At 72.9% G+C, this 18548-nt stretch carries 13 protein-coding genes; 8 read left to right on the top strand and 5 right to left on the bottom strand.

The window, feature by feature from the left end; genetic code table 11:
- Window positions 1–656 (top strand): lysozyme (locus ACSNOH_RS23210; protein ID WP_436723356.1); only part of this gene is annotated, 656 nt, incomplete at its 5' end.
- A 95-nt stretch (window positions 657–751) separates the two neighbouring features.
- Here ACSNOH_RS23210 and ACSNOH_RS23205 read toward each other — a convergent pair.
- Both ACSNOH_RS23205 and ACSNOH_RS23200 read right to left on the bottom strand, forming a co-directional pair.
- A complete protein-coding gene (locus ACSNOH_RS23205) occupies window positions 752–3601 on the bottom strand; it encodes a M4 family metallopeptidase (protein ID WP_436723355.1) in 2850 nt (949 codons plus the stop codon).
- Window positions 3602–3717: 116 nt separating this feature from the next.
- The gene (locus tag ACSNOH_RS23200) at window positions 3718–4572 is read right to left on the bottom strand and encodes an MBL fold metallo-hydrolase (protein ID WP_436723354.1); all 855 of its coding nucleotides are present in this window, start codon (window positions 4570–4572) and stop codon (window positions 3718–3720) included.
- 130 nt (window positions 4573–4702) lie between these two features.
- On the opposite strand from ACSNOH_RS23200, the gene ACSNOH_RS23195 reads away from it, so the two are divergent.
- Entirely contained in the window at window positions 4703–5128 is a 426-nt protein-coding gene (locus tag ACSNOH_RS23195) for a MarR family winged helix-turn-helix transcriptional regulator (RefSeq protein ID WP_436723353.1), read from the top strand.
- Between the two features lie 97 nt (window positions 5129–5225).
- Here ACSNOH_RS23195 and lon read toward each other — a convergent pair whose 3' ends face one another.
- Both lon and ACSNOH_RS23185 read right to left on the bottom strand, forming a co-directional pair.
- Window positions 5226–7628, bottom strand: a complete 2403-nt coding sequence (gene lon, locus ACSNOH_RS23190; protein ID WP_436723352.1) for an endopeptidase La — start codon at window positions 7626–7628, stop codon at window positions 5226–5228.
- A gap of 235 nt (window positions 7629–7863) precedes the next feature.
- On the bottom strand, window positions 7864–8847 hold the full coding sequence (locus ACSNOH_RS23185; RefSeq protein ID WP_436723357.1) for a helix-turn-helix domain-containing protein: 984 nt from the start codon (window positions 8845–8847) through the stop codon (window positions 7864–7866).
- 145 nt (window positions 8848–8992) lie between these two features.
- On the opposite strand from ACSNOH_RS23185, the gene ACSNOH_RS23180 reads away from it, so the two are divergent.
- Window positions 8993–9859 carry an NAD(P)-dependent oxidoreductase gene (locus tag ACSNOH_RS23180; protein ID WP_436723351.1) on the top strand — a complete coding sequence of 289 codons (867 nt, stop codon included), beginning with the start codon at window positions 8993–8995 and terminating at the stop codon, window positions 9857–9859.
- Between the two features lie 287 nt (window positions 9860–10146).
- Here the strand turns inward: ACSNOH_RS23180 and ACSNOH_RS23175 are convergent, their stop codons facing one another.
- Entirely contained in the window at window positions 10147–11202 is a 1056-nt protein-coding gene (locus ACSNOH_RS23175) for a rhomboid-like protein (protein WP_436723350.1), read from the bottom strand.
- Between the two features lie 195 nt (window positions 11203–11397).
- On the opposite strand from ACSNOH_RS23175, the gene ACSNOH_RS23170 reads away from it, so the two are divergent.
- The 5 genes from ACSNOH_RS23170 to ACSNOH_RS23150 all read left to right on the top strand — a co-directional run bounded on the left by ACSNOH_RS23170 (window position 11398) and on the right by ACSNOH_RS23150 (window position 18428).
- On the top strand, window positions 11398–12129 hold the full coding sequence (locus ACSNOH_RS23170) for a spermidine synthase (protein WP_436723349.1): 732 nt from the start codon (window positions 11398–11400) through the stop codon (window positions 12127–12129).
- A 92-nt stretch (window positions 12130–12221) separates the two neighbouring features.
- On the top strand, window positions 12222–12959 hold the full coding sequence (locus ACSNOH_RS23165; protein ID WP_030366311.1) for a response regulator transcription factor: 738 nt from the start codon (window positions 12222–12224) through the stop codon (window positions 12957–12959).
- A gap of 13 nt (window positions 12960–12972) precedes the next feature.
- Window positions 12973–14109 (top strand): HAMP domain-containing sensor histidine kinase, encoded by a 1137-nt coding sequence (locus tag ACSNOH_RS23160; protein WP_436723348.1) that lies wholly within the window; start codon window positions 12973–12975, stop codon window positions 14107–14109.
- A 240-nt stretch (window positions 14110–14349) separates the two neighbouring features.
- Window positions 14350–18171: a multifunctional oxoglutarate decarboxylase/oxoglutarate dehydrogenase thiamine pyrophosphate-binding subunit/dihydrolipoyllysine-residue succinyltransferase subunit gene (locus ACSNOH_RS23155; RefSeq protein ID WP_436723347.1), complete on the top strand. Its 3822-nt coding sequence runs from the start codon at window positions 14350–14352 to the stop codon at window positions 18169–18171.
- Window positions 18172–18248: 77 nt separating this feature from the next.
- Window positions 18249–18428, top strand: a complete 180-nt coding sequence (locus ACSNOH_RS23150) for a DUF6104 family protein (protein ID WP_004937694.1) — start codon at window positions 18249–18251, stop codon at window positions 18426–18428.
- Window positions 18429–18548 lie beyond the last annotated feature (120 nt).

The following is an 18548-nucleotide window of genomic DNA, read 5'->3' as shown; positions in this document are numbered from 1 at the left end:
GCCCCGGCACCCCTCCCCCACCGCAGCTCGCCTCCGTCGAAGGCGTCGACGTCTCCAGCCACAACGGGAACGTCCCCTGGCAGACCCTCTGGAACAGCGGCAACCGCTTCGCCTACGTCAAGGCGACCGAGGGCACCAGCTACACCAACCCCTCCTTCGCGCAGCAGTACAACGGCTCCTACGCCGTGGGCATGATCCGCGGGGCGTACCACTTCGCCCTCCCCGACAACTCGTCCGGCGCCGCGCAGGCCACGTACTTCGCCTCGCACGGCGGCGGCTGGTCCCGGGACGGCAGGACGCTGCCGGGCGTGCTGGACATGGAGTACAACCCGTACGGCCCGACCTGCTACGGCATGGGCGCGAGCGCGCTCGTCCGCTGGATCGCGGACTTCTTCGCCACGTACAAGGCCCGCACGGGGCGGGACGCCGTGATCTACACGTCGACCAGCTGGTGGAAGCAGTGCACCGGCAACTACGGCGGCTTCGGCTCCACCAACCCGCTGTGGGTGCCCCGCTACGGCTCCTCCGCCGGTGAACTCCCGGCGGGCTGGGACTACTACACCTTCTGGCAGTACACCGACACCGGCCCGACGGTCGGCGACCACAACCGCTTCAACGGCGCGTACAGCAGGCTCCAGGCCCTCGCCAACGGGTGAGCGGCCCCCGGAGGAAGAGCACCGGGCCCCCGGCACATCGGCGCCGGGGGCCCGGTTCTGTCATCGTTCGTCCTTCGTCGACCGGCCGTCGGCCGTCAGGCGCAGGTGCCCGCCGGGCGGGTGCGGGTGACCAGGTCGGTCGAGCCGGTGGTGCCGTCGGTCCACACCACCTGCTTGCCGCCGGCCGCGGCCGGGGAGGACTGCTCGCCGCGGTTGCACGAGACGCGCGCCCTGGAGGAGCCGTCGGCCGCGAACTGCCACAGCTTGGGCAGCGACTCGTTGTACCCGGTCGCGTCCGGCTGCGCGTCGGTGACCGTCACCGCGCTCTCGGAGGCGGTCAGCTCGGTGGCGCGGAGGGCGCCCGCGCCCTTCTCCGGGCTGAGGTCGGTGACGCCGGTGCCGTCGGGCTTGGCGCGGCGCACGGCCACCTGGCCCTTGTCCCCCGCCGTCTCGTCCACGAGCCAGAAGACGCCGGTCGCGTTGATGCCGGTCTGCCCGATGTTCTCGGGCTTGCCGAGCTGCCCCATCGGGGTCTTCTTGCCGGTGGCGAGGTCGAGCACCTCGGTGCCGACGCGGTAGTCGTCGCCCTCGGGGTAGAGGGTGGCGTACGCGATCCTGCCGCCGCTGAGGGACGGGAGGGCCGTCGCCTGCTCGGCGCGGGCGCCGTCCACCCAGGTGGGCTGCCGGTCGCCGGCGCGCACGTAGCCGACGTGGCGGTCGCCGAGGAGGCCGGCGGTGTCGAAGACGACCGTGCCGTTCTCGACGCGCACGTAGTAGACCGTGCCCGTCTCCGTCGCGTACAGCTTCTTGACCGGTCCGCCCGCCAGCGGCCGGGACAGGACCTCCATGCCCTTGGGGCCGTAGGCGGCCCACGCGACGGTCTTGCCGTCGGTGGCCGGGCTGACGTGGTAGCGGCCGTCGTTGGGGCTGATCAGCTTCGGGGCGCCGCTGCCGTCCACGCGGCCGGCCCACACGGAGTACGCCTCGGTGCCGTCGTCGTTCGAGCGGGAGGCCGTCCACCAGCCGCCGCCCGCGCCGGCGCCGGTGCCGGCGGTGTTGAGCTTGGCCGAGAGCACGTCGCTGTCGACGCCGAGGGCCTGCTCCCAGTTGGGGACGATGCCGTGGGCGTTGAAGGAGCGCTGGACGACGCCCAGCTCCTTGGCGGAAACGCCGAGCGCCTTGGCGGCGGCGATGACGGCGTCGCGGCCCTCGGTGAAGCCGTCGAGGGGCGTCATGTACTCCGCCAGCGCCTTGTAGACGATCTTGTCGGCGAGGGTGCGGCCCACGTCCTCGCGGATGTCCCACAGGGCGCCCGAGAAGATCGTGGAGTTCAGGTGCACCCCGCCGTTGTCGGTGGAGAAGCTGACGCCGCGGAATCCCTTGGCCGTGGTGCGGCCGTCGTTGAGGTCGCGGAAGGCGCACTGCCGCGGGGTCTTCGTCCGGCACAGGTTCCCGCCGAGCAGGCCGGCGTCCGGGTCGTCCATGGCCATGCCGGCGGCGTCGACGGCGATGGCGTTGCCGAAGTAGTCGGCGAGGGCCTCGTTGAGGGCGCCGGACTGGCCCGCGTAGACCAGGTTTGCGGTGTGCTCGACGACGCCGTGGGTCATCTCGTGGCCGACGACGTCGAGGTCGGCGGAGAGCGTCTTGTAGTCCTGGTCGCCGCCGCCGTACACCATCTTGGTGCCGTCCCAGAAGGCGTTGACGTACGAGTCGCCGAACTCGGTGACGCCGACGAGGGAGTTGATGGCCATGCCGCGGCCGTCCAGGCTGTCGCGGCCGTGGACCTTCTTGTAGTAGTCGTACACCTTGCCCGCGGCCCAGTGGGCGTCGACCGCGCCGGCCTCCGTGGCGTCCTTGCCGAAGCCCGGCGTGGGCGAGCCGAACTCCTTGATGCCCTCGGGCCAGCGGCCCTCGGTCTCGCTGACGTCCTTGCCGCGCGCGTCCCAGGTGGTGACCGGGTTCTTGCTGGAGTCCCACATCCGCGCGTAGTCCGTCATGACGTACTCGTTGCGGGCGGTGTCCTTGACGAGGCCGAGCTCGACGGTCGTCCCGTCGTACCTGACGCCGGAGCCGGTGACGCCGGGGCTGACGGGGCCGGCGTCGGCGCGGGCGGCGCTCCTGGGAGCCGCGGCCGTGCCCGGGCCCGCGCCCGTGCCCGCTTCCGTGCCGAACGTCTTGATGCCGCTGTACTGCAGCACCGGGTAGCCGGCCTTGGCGTCGATGTAGACCTCGCGCAGCACGGGGTGCCCGGTGGCCGGGTCGGTGCCGCGGACGGTGACGTGGTGGGTGAGGACGCCGGGGCCCTTGGGGATGACGACGAGGCCGCGCGCGGTGCCCGTCAGGGGGCGGTCCGGTCGCGTTGCGCCCTTGGCGCGGGCGGCGTCGCCCTTGGCGAGCCGGTTGCCGGTGAGGTCGCGCAGGGTCGCGGCGACGGCACGGTCGACGGCGAGCTTCTCGCCGACCTCGGCGCCGGTGTCCGTCTTCAGGCCGGTGAAGTACTTGCCGGAGGTGCCGGTGACGACGCGCTTGCCGTTCTTGTGCTCCATGCGCACGACGTACTGGCCGCCCAGCACCTCGACGCCGCGGTGCTTCTGCTGGAGCCTCACGGTCTCGGACGCCCCTGCGCTCAGGGTCTGTACGGGCTTCAGGTCGCGGGCCGGCTCGGCGATGCGGTAGCGGCCGCGCTTGTCCGCGAGGTGGCCGCGGGCGGCGTCGGCGGCGCTGCCGGAGGACGCGGCGGCCTCGCGGATGCCGGCGACCAGGGCCGGGGTGGAGGTGCCCTTGCCCGGGATCACCTCCGCCGGGCCGTCGTTGCCGCCGCCTCCGGCCGCCTGGGCCGGGGCCGCGGCGATGAGAAGCGCGGCGGCACCGATGAGTGCCGCCGCGCCGGATATTCCGTTTTTGCTGTTCGCTCTTTCCGGTCTCCGTGAACGTGCGTCGGTCATGCGCACAGTTCCCCCTCGGGTGACTGGTCGGTCAGCTGAGCGTGGTCAGGGACATGCAACCGGTGGGGTTCGCGACCGTCAACGGGGCAAATGAGACAGGAGCTTGGGCGTGCGCGTCAGGCGTCGACGGGCTCCCACGAGGCGGTGCCCGCGCCGTCGCGCACCACGCGCCCGAAGACCACGTCCGCGAAGTGGATGCCGAAGCCGGTCGTGCCGGGCTCCGCCATCTCCGCGACGAGGCGGCGGCGGAACTCCGCGGACTGCCGGGGGTCGTGGTCGACGACGGCGGACCACTCGGGGTGGGCGATCTGGAGCGGCGAGTGCAGGGCGTCGCCGAAGGCGATCAGGCGGCGGCCGCCGCCGGTGATGACGTAGGCGGCGTGGCCCGCGGTGTGGCCGGGCGTGAGCATGACGCGGACGCCGGGGAAGATCTCCTCGCCGTCGGTGACCGTGCGCAGGCGGGGCTCCAGGGAGGTGAGGAGCTCCGCGGGCACGCCGTGCTGCTCGGCGTGGTGCCGGTGCTCCCACTCGGGCGCGCTGATGAGGTGGAGGGCGCCGGCGTCGGCGAGCTGTGCGGACCAGCCGACGTGGTCGCCGTGCAGGTGGGTGATGGCCACGGCCTCGATGCCGGCGGGGGTGCGGCCGAGGCGGGCCAGGTTGTCGAGGAGGGCGCCGCCGTTGATCTCGCCCACGGGGGAGCCGGGTTCGGCCGGGTGGTGGCCGGGGCCGAAGCCGGCGTCGATGAGCAGGGCCCGGTCGCCGTGCTCGACGAGGAGGCCGCCCATGCTCGCCACGAGGTTGCCGCTCGCGTCCAGGTACTCGGGGTGCTTCGCCCAGACCTCGTCGGTGGCGTCCGGCAGCCAGCCGCGCCCGAGCTGACCGGCGCCGTCCGGCACGTAGGTGACCTTGGTGTCGCCGAGCTGCAGGGAGCGGATGCCGGAGGGGCGGCGGAGGCGGGCGTCGTCGTACATGGGTGGTTTTCCGTCCTTCGACTGCGGGAGCGCGGGAAGTTCTTGATCAGGACCATAAGCTTATGGCTTGAATGATTCAAGCTCGAAACTTAAAAGCTTGATGCAGATGCCCTTGGCTACGATGGCGTCCATGAGCACCCCGGAAGCGCACGTCATCGCCGAGCGGCGGCTCTGCGGCCTGGTGAACGGCCTCGCCCGCCGGATCGCGGACCACGTGCGCGACCGCGCGGCCCTGCTGGACCTCACCGCGCCCCAGGCGACCGCCCTGCGGGAGCTGACCGGCCCCATGACGATGCGCGAGCTCGCCGACCGCATGGCCTGCGAGCCCTCCAACGCCACCTTCGTCATCGACAAACTGGAGGGCCGCGGGCTCCTGGAGCGCCACCCGCACCCCACCGACCGCCGCGCCAAGCAGCTCGTCCTCACCGGCGAGGGCACGGCCCTGCGCGAGCGGCTCATGGAGCTCCTCGCCCGGGAGTCGCCGCTGGCCGGGCTGTCCCAGGAGGAGCAGGACGCCCTGCACGGCCTGCTGGACAAGGCCGTCAGCCACGGCTGACCCGCACGAACGGCGCGGGGCCCGCACCTCTTCCCAAGAGGTACGGGCCCCGCGCCGTTGCGGCCGCTACGGCCACCGCGTCGTCATCAGGCAGCCATCAGGCAGCCACCACGACCTCCGCCTCGGCCGGCTGCAGCGCCAGGGACAGCACCTGGCGGACGTCCGAGACGGGGTGCACGTCGAGCTTCTCCAGCACCTCGGCCGGCACGTCGTCCAGGTCCGGCTCGTTGCGCTTCGGGATGATCACCGTGGTCACGCCCGCGCGGTGCGCCGCCAGCAGCTTCTGCTTGACGCCGCCGATGGGCAGGACGCGCCCCGTCAGGGACACCTCGCCCGTCATCGCGACGTCCGGCCGCACCGCGCGGCCCGACAGCAGCGAGGCGAGCGCCGTCGTCATCGTGATGCCCGCGCTCGGGCCGTCCTTCGGTACGGCACCCGCCGGGACGTGCAGGTGGACGCCCCGGTCCTTGAAGTCGCCCACCGGCAGCTCCAGTTCCGCGCCGTGCGAGCGGAGGAAGGACAGGGCGATCTGTGCCGACTCCTTCATCACGTCGCCCAGCTGGCCCGTCAGCGTCAGGCCCGCGCCGCCCGTCTCCGGGTCGGCCAGCGACGCCTCGACGAAGAGGACGTCGCCGCCCGCGCCCGTGACCGCCAGCCCGGTCGCGACACCCGGCACGGCCGTGCGCCGCTCGGCCGGGTCCTGCGCGGACTCCGGGGTGTGGTGGGGCCGCCCGATCAGCGGCCGCAGCTGCTCCGCGCCGATGGTGAACGGCAGCTCCTGCTCGCCCAGTTCGTGCTTGGCCGCGACCTTGCGGAGCAGCCGGGCCACCGAGCGCTCCAGGTTGCGCACGCCCGCCTCGCGCGTGTACTCGCCGGCGAGGCGGCGCAGCGCCTCGTCGTCGATGACGACCTCGCCGGGCGCGAGGCCGGCCCGGTCCAGCTGCCGGGGCAGCAGGTGCTCGCGGGCGATGACGACCTTCTCGTCCTCGGTGTAGCCGTCGAGGCGGACGAGCTCCATACGGTCCAGGAGCGCTTCGGGGATGGCTTCCAGGACGTTGGCCGTCGCCAGGAAGACGACGTCGGACAGGTCGAGTTCGACCTCCAGGTAATGGTCCCGGAAGGTGTGGTTCTGGGCCGGGTCCAGGACTTCGAGCAGAGCGGCCGCGGGGTCGCCCCGGAAGTCGGAGCCCACCTTGTCGATCTCGTCGAGGAGGACGACCGGGTTCATCGACCCGGCTTCCTTGACCGCCCGCACGATGCGGCCCGGCAGCGCGCCGACGTACGTGCGGCGGTGGCCGCGGATCTCGGCCTCGTCGCGGACGCCGCCGAGGGCGACGCGGACGAACTTGCGGCCCATGGCGCGCGCGACGCTCTCGCCGAGGCTGGTCTTGCCCACGCCGGGCGGGCCGACGAGCGCGAGCACCGCGCCCCCGCGCCGCCCGCCGACCACGCCCAGCCCCCGGTCGGTGCGCCGCTTGCGCACCGCCAGGTACTCGGTGATCCGTTCCTTGACGTCCTCCAGGCCCGCGTGGTCCGCGTCGAGGACCGACTTGGCGCCGGGGATGTCGTACGCGTCCTCCGTGCGCTCGGTCCAGGGCATTTCCAGGACGGTGTCCAGCCAGGTGCGGATCCAGCCGCTCTCGGGGCTCTGGTCGGAGGCCCGCTCCAGCTTTCCGACCTCCTTGAGGGCCGCCTCGCGGACCTTCTCGGGGAGGTCGGCTGCCTCGACGCGGGCGCGGTAGTCGCCGGACTCGTCCTCGGGGTCGCCGTTGAGCTCGGCGAGCTCCTTGCGGACGGCCTCCAGCTGGCGGCGGAGCAGGAACTCGCGCTGCTGCTTGTCGACGCCCTCCTGGACGTCCTTGGCGATGGACTCGGCGACGTCCTGCTCGGCGAGGTGCTCGCCCAGCCACTTGACGGCCAGCTTCAGGCGGGCGACGGGGTCGGCGGTCTCCAGCAGCTCCACGCGCTGGGCCACGGTCAGGAACGGCGAGTAGCCCGAGTTGTCGGCGAGCTGGCCGGGGTCGTCGATCTGCTGGACGCGGTCGACGACCTGCCAGGCGCCGCGCTTGCGGAGCCAGCTGGTGGCGAGCGCCTTGTACTCCTTGACGAGCTCGGCGACGGCGCCGGGGAGGGGGTCGGGGACGGTCTCCTCCATGGGGGTGCCCTCGACCCACAGGGCGGCCCCGGGGCCGGTCGTGCCCGCGCCGATGCGCACGCGGCGGACGCCGCGGACGAGCGCGCCGGGGTCGCCGCTGCCGGAGAGCCGTCCCACCTGCTCGACGCTGCCGAGGGTGCCGGCGCCCGCGTACGTGCCGTCGACGCGCGGCACGAGCAGCACCAGCGGCTTGCCGGTGCCGCCCCGGGCGGCGGCCTGGGCGGCCTCGACGGCGGCGCGCACGTCGGCGTCGGACAGGTCGAGGGGCACCACCATGCCGGGCAGGACGACCTCGTCGTCGAGGGGCAGCACGGGCAGGGTGAGCGGTGTGGACAGCGAAGCCATGATCTCCCCTTAGGCAGGCAAGTTGAGCTATGCCGACTCAATGCGTAGCGCTTCGCGGATGTTCCCCCTCCGGTGTTCGCTCTGAGCGATCAGGAGGGGCGGCCCTGACCACCGGTCGGTGGTTGCGGCACCGCCGGATGCGCCGGTGGGGGTTGCGCGCCGCTGCGGCGGGGTGTTGCGGGCGCGACGACGGCGCGGCGAGATCCGATGCGGAACACGTCGCTCTCGCGGCGCCTCAGCCGGCGGCCGCAGGCACCGCGGGCGGGAACGAGCGCCGGTAGTCCGTGGGCGTGATCCCGAAGTGGAGGGTGAAGTGGCGGCGGAGGTTGGCGGCCGTGCCCAGGCCGCTCAGGTCGGCGACGCGCTCGACGGACAGGGCCGTCGACTCCAGGAGCGACTGCGCACGGGCCAGGCGCTGGACGAGAAGCCACTGCAGCGGGGTCGTGCCGGTGGCCGCCTGGAGGCGGCGGAAGAAGGTGCGGGAGCTCATGCCGGCGCGGGCGGCGAGGTCGTCGACGGACAGCGGGCGGTCGAGGCGCTCGCGGGCCCACTGCAGGACGGGGGCGAGGCTGTCGTCGTCGGCCGCGGGCACGGAGAGGTCCACGTACTGGGCCTGACCGCCGGGCCGGTGGGCGGGCACCACCAGGCGGCGCGCGAGCTGGTTGGCGACGTGGGCGCCGAGGTCGCGGCGGACGAGGTGGAGGCAGAGGTCGAGGCCCGCGGTGACGCCGGCGCTGGTGAGGACGTCGCCGTCGTCCACGTACAGGACCGAGTCGTCCACCTGCACGCGCGGAAAGCGCCGGGCGAGGTCCGCGGTGTGCATCCAGTGCGCGGTGGCGCGGCGGCCGTCGAGGATGCCGGCGGCGGCGAGGGCGAAGGCCCCGGCGCACAGGGAGACCATGCGGGCGCCGGAGTCCGCGGCCCGGCGCAGCGCCTCCAGCAGTCCGGCGGGCAGTTCGCGCTCGCCCTCGATGCACGCCTCGGGCACCGACGGCACGATCACGGTGTCCGCCCCCTGCAGCCCGTCGAGGCCGTACGAGGTGCGCAGCGCGATCCCGAAGGGGCCGGGCTGGGGCTCGGCCCCGCCGGCGGAGCACACGCGCAGGTCGTACCAGGGGTCGGCGAGGTCGCGGTGCGGGATGCCGAAGACGGTGCAGACCACCCCCAGCTCGTAGAGGTCCCACATGGGGACGTCGTCGTCGATCACGGCCACGGCCACGGTTCCGGCGCTCATGATCAGCAGCCTACGCAGGCTGGCAGGAATTTTTCGCAGGTCGTCACTCCTGCCACTGTCGGGCCCCCGGCGCCGGTGCGAGGCTGGTCGCACTTGATCAACTTCTGTGACACACGGGGAGAAACCACCCATGAAGGTGACCGTTCTCGGCCTCGGCTCGATGGGTACGGCCCTGGCCGGCGCGTTCCTGGACGCGGGCCACGAGACCACCGTCTGGAACCGCTCGGCGGGCAAGGACGAGGCCCTGGTCGCACGGGGCGCCGCCCGGGCCGCGACGGCCGCGGAGGCCGTCGGGGCGAGCCCGCTGGTCGTCGCGTGCCTGTCCGACTACGACGCCGTCCACGGCCTCCTCGGCCCGCTGGCGGGCGAGCTGCGCGGCCGCACGCTCGTCAACCTCACCTCCGGCAGCCCGGAGCAGGCCCGCACGAGCGCCTCCTGGGCCGCCGGGCACGGCATCGGCTACCTCGACGGGGCGATCATGTCGACGCCCCCGGGCATCGGCAGCGCGGCGGTCATGCTGCTCTACAGCGGCTCCTCCGAGGCCTTCGCCGAGCACCGGGAGACCCTGGCGAGCCTGGGCGACCCCGTGGACCTCGGGGACGACGCGGGCGTCGCCTCCCTCTACGACACCGCCCTGCTCGGCATGATGTGGGCGACGCTCGGCGGCTGGCTGCAGGGCGTGGCGCTGACGGGCGCGGACAAGGTGGACGCGGCGACGTTCACCCCCGTCGCGATCCGCTGGATGACCGCCGTGAACGGCTTCATGAACACGTACGCGCCCCAGGTCGACGCGGGCGTCTACCCGGGCGACGACGCCACCCTCGGCGTTCACCTCGGCGCCGTCGAGCACCTCGTCCACGCGAGCGCGGCGCGCGGCCTCGACCCGCGGCTGCCGGAGCTGTTCAAGACCTTGATCGGGCAGGCGGTCGCGGCCGGTCACGGCGGCGACAGCTACGCCCGCCTGATCGAGACCGTCCGCGCGGGGGGCCGCGCGTGACCGCGTCCGCGTCCGTCCACGCGGCGGCCGGGCCCGGCGCCCCCGCCTCTCCCCGCACGCTCGCCGCCTGGGCCGCCCTCGTCACCGACGCGGCCGGCCACTGCTCCGCGGTCCTGGAAGCGGGCGCGGACCGCGACTGGTCCCGGCCCGCGGCCGGTCTGGAGTGGTCCGCGGCCGCCACGCTCGACCACCTCGCGCTCGGCCTCGTCGGCTACGCGGGCCTGCTCACGGCCCGCCCCGCCGACCGGTACGTCGCCCTGTTCGCCTCGCTCGACCCCGAGGCGCCGCTACCGGCCCGCCTGGAGGGCATCCGCATCGCTGCGGCGCTGCTCGCCGCGACCGTCCGCGGCGCGCGGGAGGGGGACCGCGCCTGGCATCCGTGGGGTCACTCCGACGCGCCCGGGTTCGCCGCGATGGGCGTGACCGAGATCGTGCTCCACACGGACGACATCGCGCGGGGCCTCGGGCTCGCCTCCGCGCTGCCCGGCGAGCTCTGCGCGCCCGCCGTCGAACGCCTCTTCCCGGACGCCCCGGCCGGCCACGACCCCGCCGGGACGCTGCTGTGGTGCACCGGCCGGGCCGCCCTCCCCGGCCTTCCGCGGCGCACGCAGTGGGCCTGGGACGGCACCGTCCGCGGCTGACCGGGCCGCTGCCCCCTGCTCGCGCCGCGGGTTGCCGCGCTGCGGCTTGTCGCGCAGCAGCCCCCAGCACGCCATGCCCGTCAGCAGGGCTATGGGGTGGCCCCAGCTGGCGAGGGGGTCGGCGAACTCGACGAGGTCCTGGGCGCACATGAGGAAGGCGAGGCCCAGGACGGTCCGCTTCGCGCGCGGGCCGAGCAGCCCGGCGAGCGCGCCGATGCAGGCCATCACGCCGAAGCTGATGCCGTAGTCCAGGCGGTGCAGGGAGGCCTCGGGCAGCCGCCCGGCGGCCACGGCGCCCGCGACGGGCAGCTCGGTGGCGAGGGTGGCGAGGACGTGGCCGAGGAGGAAGACGCCGGCGGTGCGGGCCCCGCCGGTCCGCCGCTCCAGGGCGGAGACGACGAGGACGAAGAGGACGCCGTAGAGCGAGTACAGGCCGCCGGCTATCCACAGGGCGCTGGCCAGCAGGACGACGAGGGGCTGTTCGATCAGGTGCGCGGCGTCGGTGCTGGACTCGCGCAGGAGCTGATTGACGGTGGCCTCGTCGCCGAGCTCGGTGTAGAGCGCGGTGGCCAGCAGGACCAGCGCGTAGCAGAACGTGAACGGCGTGCCGAGGGGCGTGGGCAGGGCCCGCAGCAGCCGGCCCGGCCGGAGCGCCGTGAGACCGCGCCGCCGGGGCACGCCGCCGGGGTCCGTCACCTTCACTCGGCCAAGCCCCTTCCTCGCGGGGCCCGTACCGGCGCCCGGCGGAGCGGAAAACGATCCCGCTCCCGCTGCCTTTCGAGATTAAGGTCCGTCGGGGGCAGGCGAATCCGGCGGAGCGCGTGACTCCGGTCACGCCCGTCAACCCCGGGCCCGCCTCCCGCGTCCGCAGCGTACCGACCGACCCGGAGGCCACTTGTGACCACCCTCCCGCGCGACCCGTACGACCCGCACGCCGCCCGCACCTCCCCCGGCGAGCCCGTCATCCTGGACCGCCGCGACGGCCCGTACGGCGAGGCCGTCCTGCGCCGCCGGGGCACGGGGAGCGGCGCCGTCCACGAGATCATCGCGAACGGCTGCTTCCTGATGGACACCTCCGACGGGCGCTCGGAGCGGCTGCTCGTGGACGCGGCGCTGGCGGCCCTCCCCGCGGACCGCGCGGAGCCCGCCGTGCTCATCGGCGGGCTGGGCGTCGGCTTCTCGCTCGCCCGGGCCGCGGAGGAGCCCCGGTGGGGCCGGATCACGGTGGTGGAGCGGGAGCGGGCGGTCGTGGAGTGGCACCGGTCCGGGCCGCTCGGCGCGATCTCGGCCCGGGCGCTGGCCGACCCCCGCACGGAGGTGGTGGAGGAGGACCTCCTCCACGTGCTGCGCACGGCCCGGCTCCGCTACGACGCGCTGTGCCTGGACATCGACAACGGCCCCGACTGGACGGTCACGGAGAGCAATGACGGCCTCTACTCCCCCGCGGGTCTCGCCGCCTGCCGGGAGCGCCTGACGCCCGGCGGTGTGCTCGCCGTATGGTCGGCCCGGCCGTCCGCCCGGTTCGAGCAAGCCCTCCGGAATGCCGGTTTCGAAGCGGTACGGACCGAAGAGATCGCCGTTGCCCGGGGCGTACCGGACGTAGTGCACCTCGCGCTACGTGCCGCGTAGCCGTCGCCCGCCACCTGCCCGTACCCTGCTTGCCACAGTGCCGAAGCCGGCAAGGAACGACGCGACGGAAGAACGCTAGGGGCGGGGCGCGCATGGAGCAGACACACATCGGCCCGAACGGTGCCGCCGCGTCCGCCGGGGCGCAGCGCCGGGTGCTGGTGGTCGAGGACGACCGGACCATCGTGGACGCCATCGCGGCCCGGCTGCGGGCCGAGGGCTTCCAGGTCCGCACCGCGGGCGACGGTCCGGCGGCGGTCGACACCGCCGAGGCGTGGCAGCCCGACCTGCTGGTCCTGGATGTGATGCTGCCGGGCTTCGACGGCCTGGAGGTGTGCCGGCGGGTGCAGGCGCAGCGGCCGGTGCCCGTCCTGATGCTCACCGCGCGTGACGACGAGACGGACATGCTGGTGGGCCTGGGCGTCGGCGCGGACGACTACATGACCAAGCCGTTCTCGATGCGCGAGCTGGCGGCGCGGGTGCACGTGCTGCTGCGGCGCGTGGAGCGGGCGGCGCTGGCCGCGCACACCCCGCGCAGCGGCATCCTGCGCCTGGGCGAGCTGGAGATCGATCACGCGCAGCGGCGGGTCCGGGTCAGAGGCGCGGACGTGCACCTGACGCCGACCGAGTTCGACCTGCTGGTCTGCCTGGCGAACACGCCGCGCGCCGTCCTCTCCCGCGAGCAGCTGCTCGCGGAGGTGTGGGACTGGGCCGACGCCTCGGGCACCCGCACGGTCGACTCCCACATCAAGGCGCTCCGCCGGAAGATCGGCGCGGAGCGGATCCGCACGGTGCACGGCGTGGGGTACGCACTGGAGACCCCCGCGGCATGACCGGCGGCACGGCATGACCGGCGGCACGGCCGGCCCCAGGGGCGGCGCCGAGCGCCACAGGGGCGTTGCGCCGGCGGGCCTCGGCGGGCGGGTCTGGGAGGCGCTGCGGCCGCTGGACCCCTACCGGTCGGTGAAGGCGGCGCTGGGCGCGCTGGTCATCGGCTCGGTGGTGATAACGACCTTCCTGGTGTTCGTCGCGATACGGTCCGCGACCGAGCTCCGGGTGATCACCGTTTTCTCGATCATCGCCTCGCTGCTGATAACGCAGTTCGTCGCGCACGGCCTGACGGCGCCGCTGGACGAGATGACCGAGGTCACCCGCGCCATGGCGCAGGGCGACTACACGCGCCGGGTGGGCGCCGGGCGGCGGGACGAATTCGGCCATCTGGCGAACGCCTTCAACCGCATGGCGGCCGATCTGGAGGCCGTGGACACCCACCGCAAGGAGCTCGTCGCCAACGTCTCGCACGAGCTGCGGACCCCGATAGCGGGCCTGCGGGCGGTGCTGGAGAACGTGGTGGACGGCGTCTCGGCCGCGGATCCGGAGACGATGCGCACGGCGCTGCGCCAGACGGAGCGGCTCGGCCGGCTGGTGGAGCAGCTGCTGGACCTGTCCCGGCTGGACAACGGGGTCGTGCCGCTGCATGCGCGCCGCTTCGAGGTGTGGCCGTATCTGGCGGGCATCCTGAAGGAGGCGAGCATGGCCAACGGTTCCAGCTCGTCCCCGCACGCGCGCAAGGACGTCCATCTGCACCTGGACGTGTCCCCGCCGGAGCTGACGGCCCACGCGGACGCCGAGCGGCTGCACCAGGTCGTGGCGAACCTCGTGGACAACGCCGTCAAGCACAGCCCGCCGCACGGGCGGGTCACGGTGCGGGCGCGGCGGGGCGAGGGGCCGCAGTCGCTGGCGCTGGAGGTGCTGGACGAGGGCCCGGGCATCCCCGAGGCGGAGCGGCACCGGGTCTTCGAGCGGTTCAACCGGGGCGGCTCGGGCCAGCAGGGGCCGGGCACCGACGGCGGCACGGGGCTGGGCCTTGCGATCGCGCGCTGGGCGGTGGATCTGCACGGCGGGTCCATCGGGGTGGCCGAATCCCCCCAGGGGTGCCGCATTCAGGTCACTCTTCCGGGCGTCCCGAGAGATCAATGTTGACGTATGGTCGGTGGCGGAGGCACACATTCGAGGGAGTGTGGGGCGCGCTTGCGCGAACCCTGATGCGCCCGGGACCAGCAGAACCCCGTGTGTTTCCCGCCAAGTCCTGCCCCGAAACCCCCGAGCAAATGTGACTTGCGCGACTGCTTGCCCGGGTGGCCTGCATCAACCGTGCAGACAGGCGTAGCCTTTATTCCCGCTGTCCATCACCTTGTGAAGCGGAAGAGGGCGGTTACCGCCGTGTCGCCACAGTCCCCCAACACCTCGAGCGTCTCGACTGACCAAGACGGGCAGGGCAAGAGCCCTGCCGACGTATTCGGTCCCAATGAGTGGCTCGTCGACGAGATCTACCAGCAGTACCTCCAGGACCCGAACTCGGTCGACCGAGCCTGGTGGGACTTCTTCGCCGACTACAAGCCGGGTACGGCTGCGGCTCCGCCGGGGCAGGCTGTGACCGCGGACACCGCGCAGGCCCCGGCCGCCGCGCCGCAGGCCGCTCCGGCGGCCCCGGCGCAGGCCGCTCCGGCTGCCGCCGCGCCGGCCCAGGCCCCCGCTGCCGCGCCGCAGGCGCCGGCGGCCCCCGCGGCGAAGCCCGCGGCCGCCGCTCCGGCTCCCGCCGCCGCGAAGCCGGCCGCGGCCAAGCCCGCAGCCAAGCCCGCAGCCAAGGCGGCCCCGGCGACCGAGGCCCCCGCCGGCCCCGAGTTCGTCACGCTCCGTGGTCCCTCCGCGGCCGTCGCGAAGAACATGAACGCCTCCCTGGAGCTGCCGACGGCCACGTCCGTCCGCGCCGTCCCGGTGAAGCTGCTGTTCGACCAGCGCATCGTGATCAACAATCACCTCAAGCGCGCCCGCGGCGGCAAGGTCTCCTTCACGCACCTCATCGGCTACGCCATGGTGCAGGCGCTGAAGCTGATGCCGTCGATGAACTACTCCTTCACGGAGAAGGACGGCAAGCCGACCCTCGTCAAGCCCGAGCACGTCAACCTCGGCCTGGCGATCGACCTGGTCAAGCCGAACGGCGACCGCCAGCTCGTGGTCGCGGCCATCAAGAAGGCCGAGACGCTGAACTTCTTCGAGTTCTGGCAGGCCTACGAGGACATCGTCCGCCGCGCCCGCGTCGGCAAGCTGACGATGGAGGACTTCACCGGCGTCACCGCGTCGCTGACCAACCCCGGCGGCATCGGCACGGTCCACTCCGTGCCGCGCCTGATGCCCGGCCAGGGTCTGATCATCGGCGTCGGCGCCATGGACTACCCCGCCGAGTTCCAGGGCACGTCTCAGGACACCCTGAACAAGATGGGCATCTCCAAGGTGATGACCCTCACCTCGACGTACGACCACCGGGTGATCCAGGGCGCCGCCTCCGGCGAGTTCCTGCGGATCATGCACCAGCTGCTGCTCGGCGAGAACGACTTCTACGACGAGATCTTCGAGGCGCTGCGCATCCCCTACGAGCCGGTCCGCTGGCTCAAGGACATCGACGCCTCGCACGACGACGACGTCACCAAGGCCGCCCGCGTCTTCGAGCTGATCCACTCCTACCGGGTCCGCGGCCACGTCATGGCCGACACCGACCCGCTGGAGTACCGCCAGCGCAAGCACCCCGACCTCGACATCACCGAGCACGGCCTCACCCTGTGGGACCTGGAGCGGGAGTTCGCGGTCGGCGGCTTCGCCGGCAAGTCGATGATGAAGCTGCGCGACATCCTCGGCGTGCTGCGCGACTCGTACTGCCGCACCACCGGCATCGAGTTCATGCACATCCAGGACCCCAAGCAGCGCAAGTGGATCCAGGACCGCGTCGAGCGCGGCCACTCCAAGCCCGAGCGCGAGGAGCAGCTGCGCATCCTGCGCCGCCTGAACGCCGCCGAGGCCTTCGAGACCTTCCTGCAGACGAAGTACGTCGGCCAGAAGCGCTTCTCCCTGGAGGGCGGCGAGTCCGTCATCCCGCTGCTGGACTCGGTGCTGGACGCCGCCGCCGAGGCGCGCCTGGACGAGGTCGTCATCGGCATGGCCCACCGCGGCCGCCTCAACGTCCTCGCCAACATCGTCGGCAAGTCGTACGCCCAGATCTTCCGCGAGTTCGAGGGCAACCTCGACCCGAAGTCGATGCACGGCTCCGGCGACGTGAAGTACCACCTCGGTGCCGAGGGCGTCTTCACCGGCCTGGACGGCGAGCAGATCAAGGTCTCGCTGGCCGCCAACCCGTCCCACCTGGAGACCGTCGACCCGGTCGTCGAGGGCATCGCCCGCGCCAAGCAGGACATCATCGGCAAGGCGGGCACGGACTTCACCGTCCTGCCGGTCCAGCTGCACGGCGACGCGGCCTTCGCCGGCCAGGGCGTCGTCGCGGAGACGCTGAACATGTCGCAGCTGCGCGGCTACCGCACCGGCGGCACCGTGCACGTCGTCATCAACAACCAGGTCGGCTTCACCGCGCCGCCGGAGTCCTCGCGCTCGTCGATGTACTGCACCGACGTCGCCCGGATGATCGAAGCGCCGATCTTCCACGTGAACGGCGACGACCCGGAGGCGGTCGTCCGCGTTGCCCGTCTGGCCTTCGAGTTCCGCCAGGCGTTCAACAAGGACGTCGTCATCGACCTGATCTGCTACCGCCGCCGGGGCCACAACGAGTCGGACAACCCCTCGTTCACCCAGCCGCTGATGTACGACCTGATCGACAAGAAGCGCTCGGTGCGCAAGCTCTACACCGAGTCCCTCATCGGCCGCGGCGACATCACCCTGGAAGAGGCCGAGCAGGCCCTGCAGGACTACCAGGGCCAGCTGGAGAAGGTCTTCGTCGAGGTCCGCGACGCCGACGCGGCCGCGGCCCCCGCCGAGGTCCCGGCCCCGCCGCAGAGCGGCTTCCCGGTGGCCGTCGACACGGGCATCTCCCAGGAGGTCCTCAAGCGGATCGCCGAGTCCCAGGTCACCACGCCGGACAACGTCACGGTGCACCCGCGCCTGGTGCCGCAGCTGCAGCGCCGCGCCGCCAGCATCGAGGACGGCACGATCGACTGGGGCATGGGCGAGACCCTCGCCTTCGGCTCGCTGCTGATGGAGGGCACCCCCGTCCGCCTCGCGGGCCAGGACTCCCGCCGCGGCACCTTCGGCCAGCGCCACGCGGTGCTCGTCGACCGCGAGACCGGCGAGGACTACACCCCGCTGCTCTACCTGTCCGAGGACCAGGCCCGCTTCAACGTCTACGACTCGCTGCTCAGCGAGTACGCGGCGATGGGCTTCGAGTACGGCTACTCGCTGGCCCGCCCGGACGCGCTGGTGCTGTGGGAGGCCCAGTTCGGTGACTTCGTCAACGGCGCCCAGTCCGTCATCGACGAGTTCATCTCCTCCTCCGAGCAGAAGTGGGGCCAGACCTCCGGCGTCACGCTGCTGCTGCCGCACGGCTACGAGGGCCAGGGCCCGGACCACTCCTCGGCCCGCATCGAGCGGTTCCTGCAGCTCTGCGCGCAGGACAACATGACGGTCGCCATGCCGACGCTGCCGTCGAACTACTTCCACCTGCTGCGCTGGCAGGTCCACAACCCGCACCACAAGCCGCTGATCGTCTTCACCCCGAAGTCGATGCTGCGTCTGAAGGCCGCGGCGTCGAAGGCGGAGGAGTTCACCAGCGGCCGGTTCCGTCCGGTCATCGGCGACGACACCGTCGCCGCGGCGGACGTCCGCAAGGTCGTCTTCTGCTCCGGCAAGGTCTACTACGACCTGGCCGCCGAGCGGGCCAAGCGCGGCGCGAACGACACGGCCCTCGTCCGCATCGAGCGCCTCTACCCGCTGCCGGGCGAGGAGCTCCAGGCCGAGATCGCCAAGTTCCCGAACGCCGAGAAGTACATCTGGGCGCAGGAGGAGCCGGCGAACCAGGGTGCGTGGCCGTTCATCGCGCTGAACCTGATCGACCACCTGGACCTGGCGGTCGGCGCCGACATCCCGGCCCGCGAGCGGCTGCGGCGGATCTCCCGCCCGCATTCCTCGTCGCCGGCGGTCGGCTCGGCCAAGCGTCACCAGGTCGAGCAGCAGACGCTGATCAACGAGGTGTTCGACGCCTGACGTCGCCTTCTGTGAAGGGCCGGGCCCGCCCGCCTATCCTTGGCCTGACCACGAACAAGAGACTGACGGAGCGAACGTTGTACTTCACCGACCGCGGCATCGAGGAGCTGGAGAACCGGCGGGGCGAGGAGGAGGTCACGCTCGGCTGGGTGGCCGAGCAGCTGCGCACCTTCGTCGACCTGAACCCGGACTTCGAGGTACCGGTGGAGCGGCTGGCGACGTGGCTGGCCCGCCTGGACGACGAGGACGACGAGTAGTCATACGGGGAGCGCGGGGCGGTGTCGATCTGCGGCTCCGCCGCGTGGGCGCGACCAGCCCCCACCGGCCCGCGGTGACGCTCAGTCCCGGCCGCGGCCGCGGGCGCGGGTGCTGGGGGC

The organism is Streptomyces sp. URMC 127 (assembly GCF_051386535.1).
GTDB lineage: Bacteria > Actinomycetota > Actinomycetes > Streptomycetales > Streptomycetaceae > Streptomyces.
Note: the sequence above shows the minus strand (reverse complement) of the source record. Positions and strands in the feature narration are given on the sequence as shown.

What these genes read in the sequence shown, in the direction of transcription:
- ACSNOH_RS23205 (WP_436723355.1), bottom strand. Translation starts at nt 3,601, where the DNA reads ATGACCGACGCACGTTCACGGAGACCGGAAAGAGCGAACAGCAAAAAC.
- ACSNOH_RS23200 (WP_436723354.1), bottom strand. Translation starts at nt 4,572, where the DNA reads ATGTACGACGACGCCCGCCTCCGCCGCCCCTCCGGCATCCGCTCCCTG.
- ACSNOH_RS23195 (WP_436723353.1), top strand. Translation starts at nt 4,703, where the DNA reads ATGAGCACCCCGGAAGCGCACGTCATCGCCGAGCGGCGGCTCTGCGGC.
- lon (WP_436723352.1), bottom strand. Translation starts at nt 7,628, where the DNA reads ATGGCTTCGCTGTCCACACCGCTCACCCTGCCCGTGCTGCCCCTCGAC.
- ACSNOH_RS23180 (WP_436723351.1), top strand. Translation starts at nt 8,993, where the DNA reads ATGAAGGTGACCGTTCTCGGCCTCGGCTCGATGGGTACGGCCCTGGCC.
- ACSNOH_RS23165 (WP_030366311.1), top strand. Translation starts at nt 12,222, where the DNA reads ATGGAGCAGACACACATCGGCCCGAACGGTGCCGCCGCGTCCGCCGGG.
- ACSNOH_RS23160 (WP_436723348.1), top strand. Translation starts at nt 12,973, where the DNA reads ATGACCGGCGGCACGGCCGGCCCCAGGGGCGGCGCCGAGCGCCACAGG.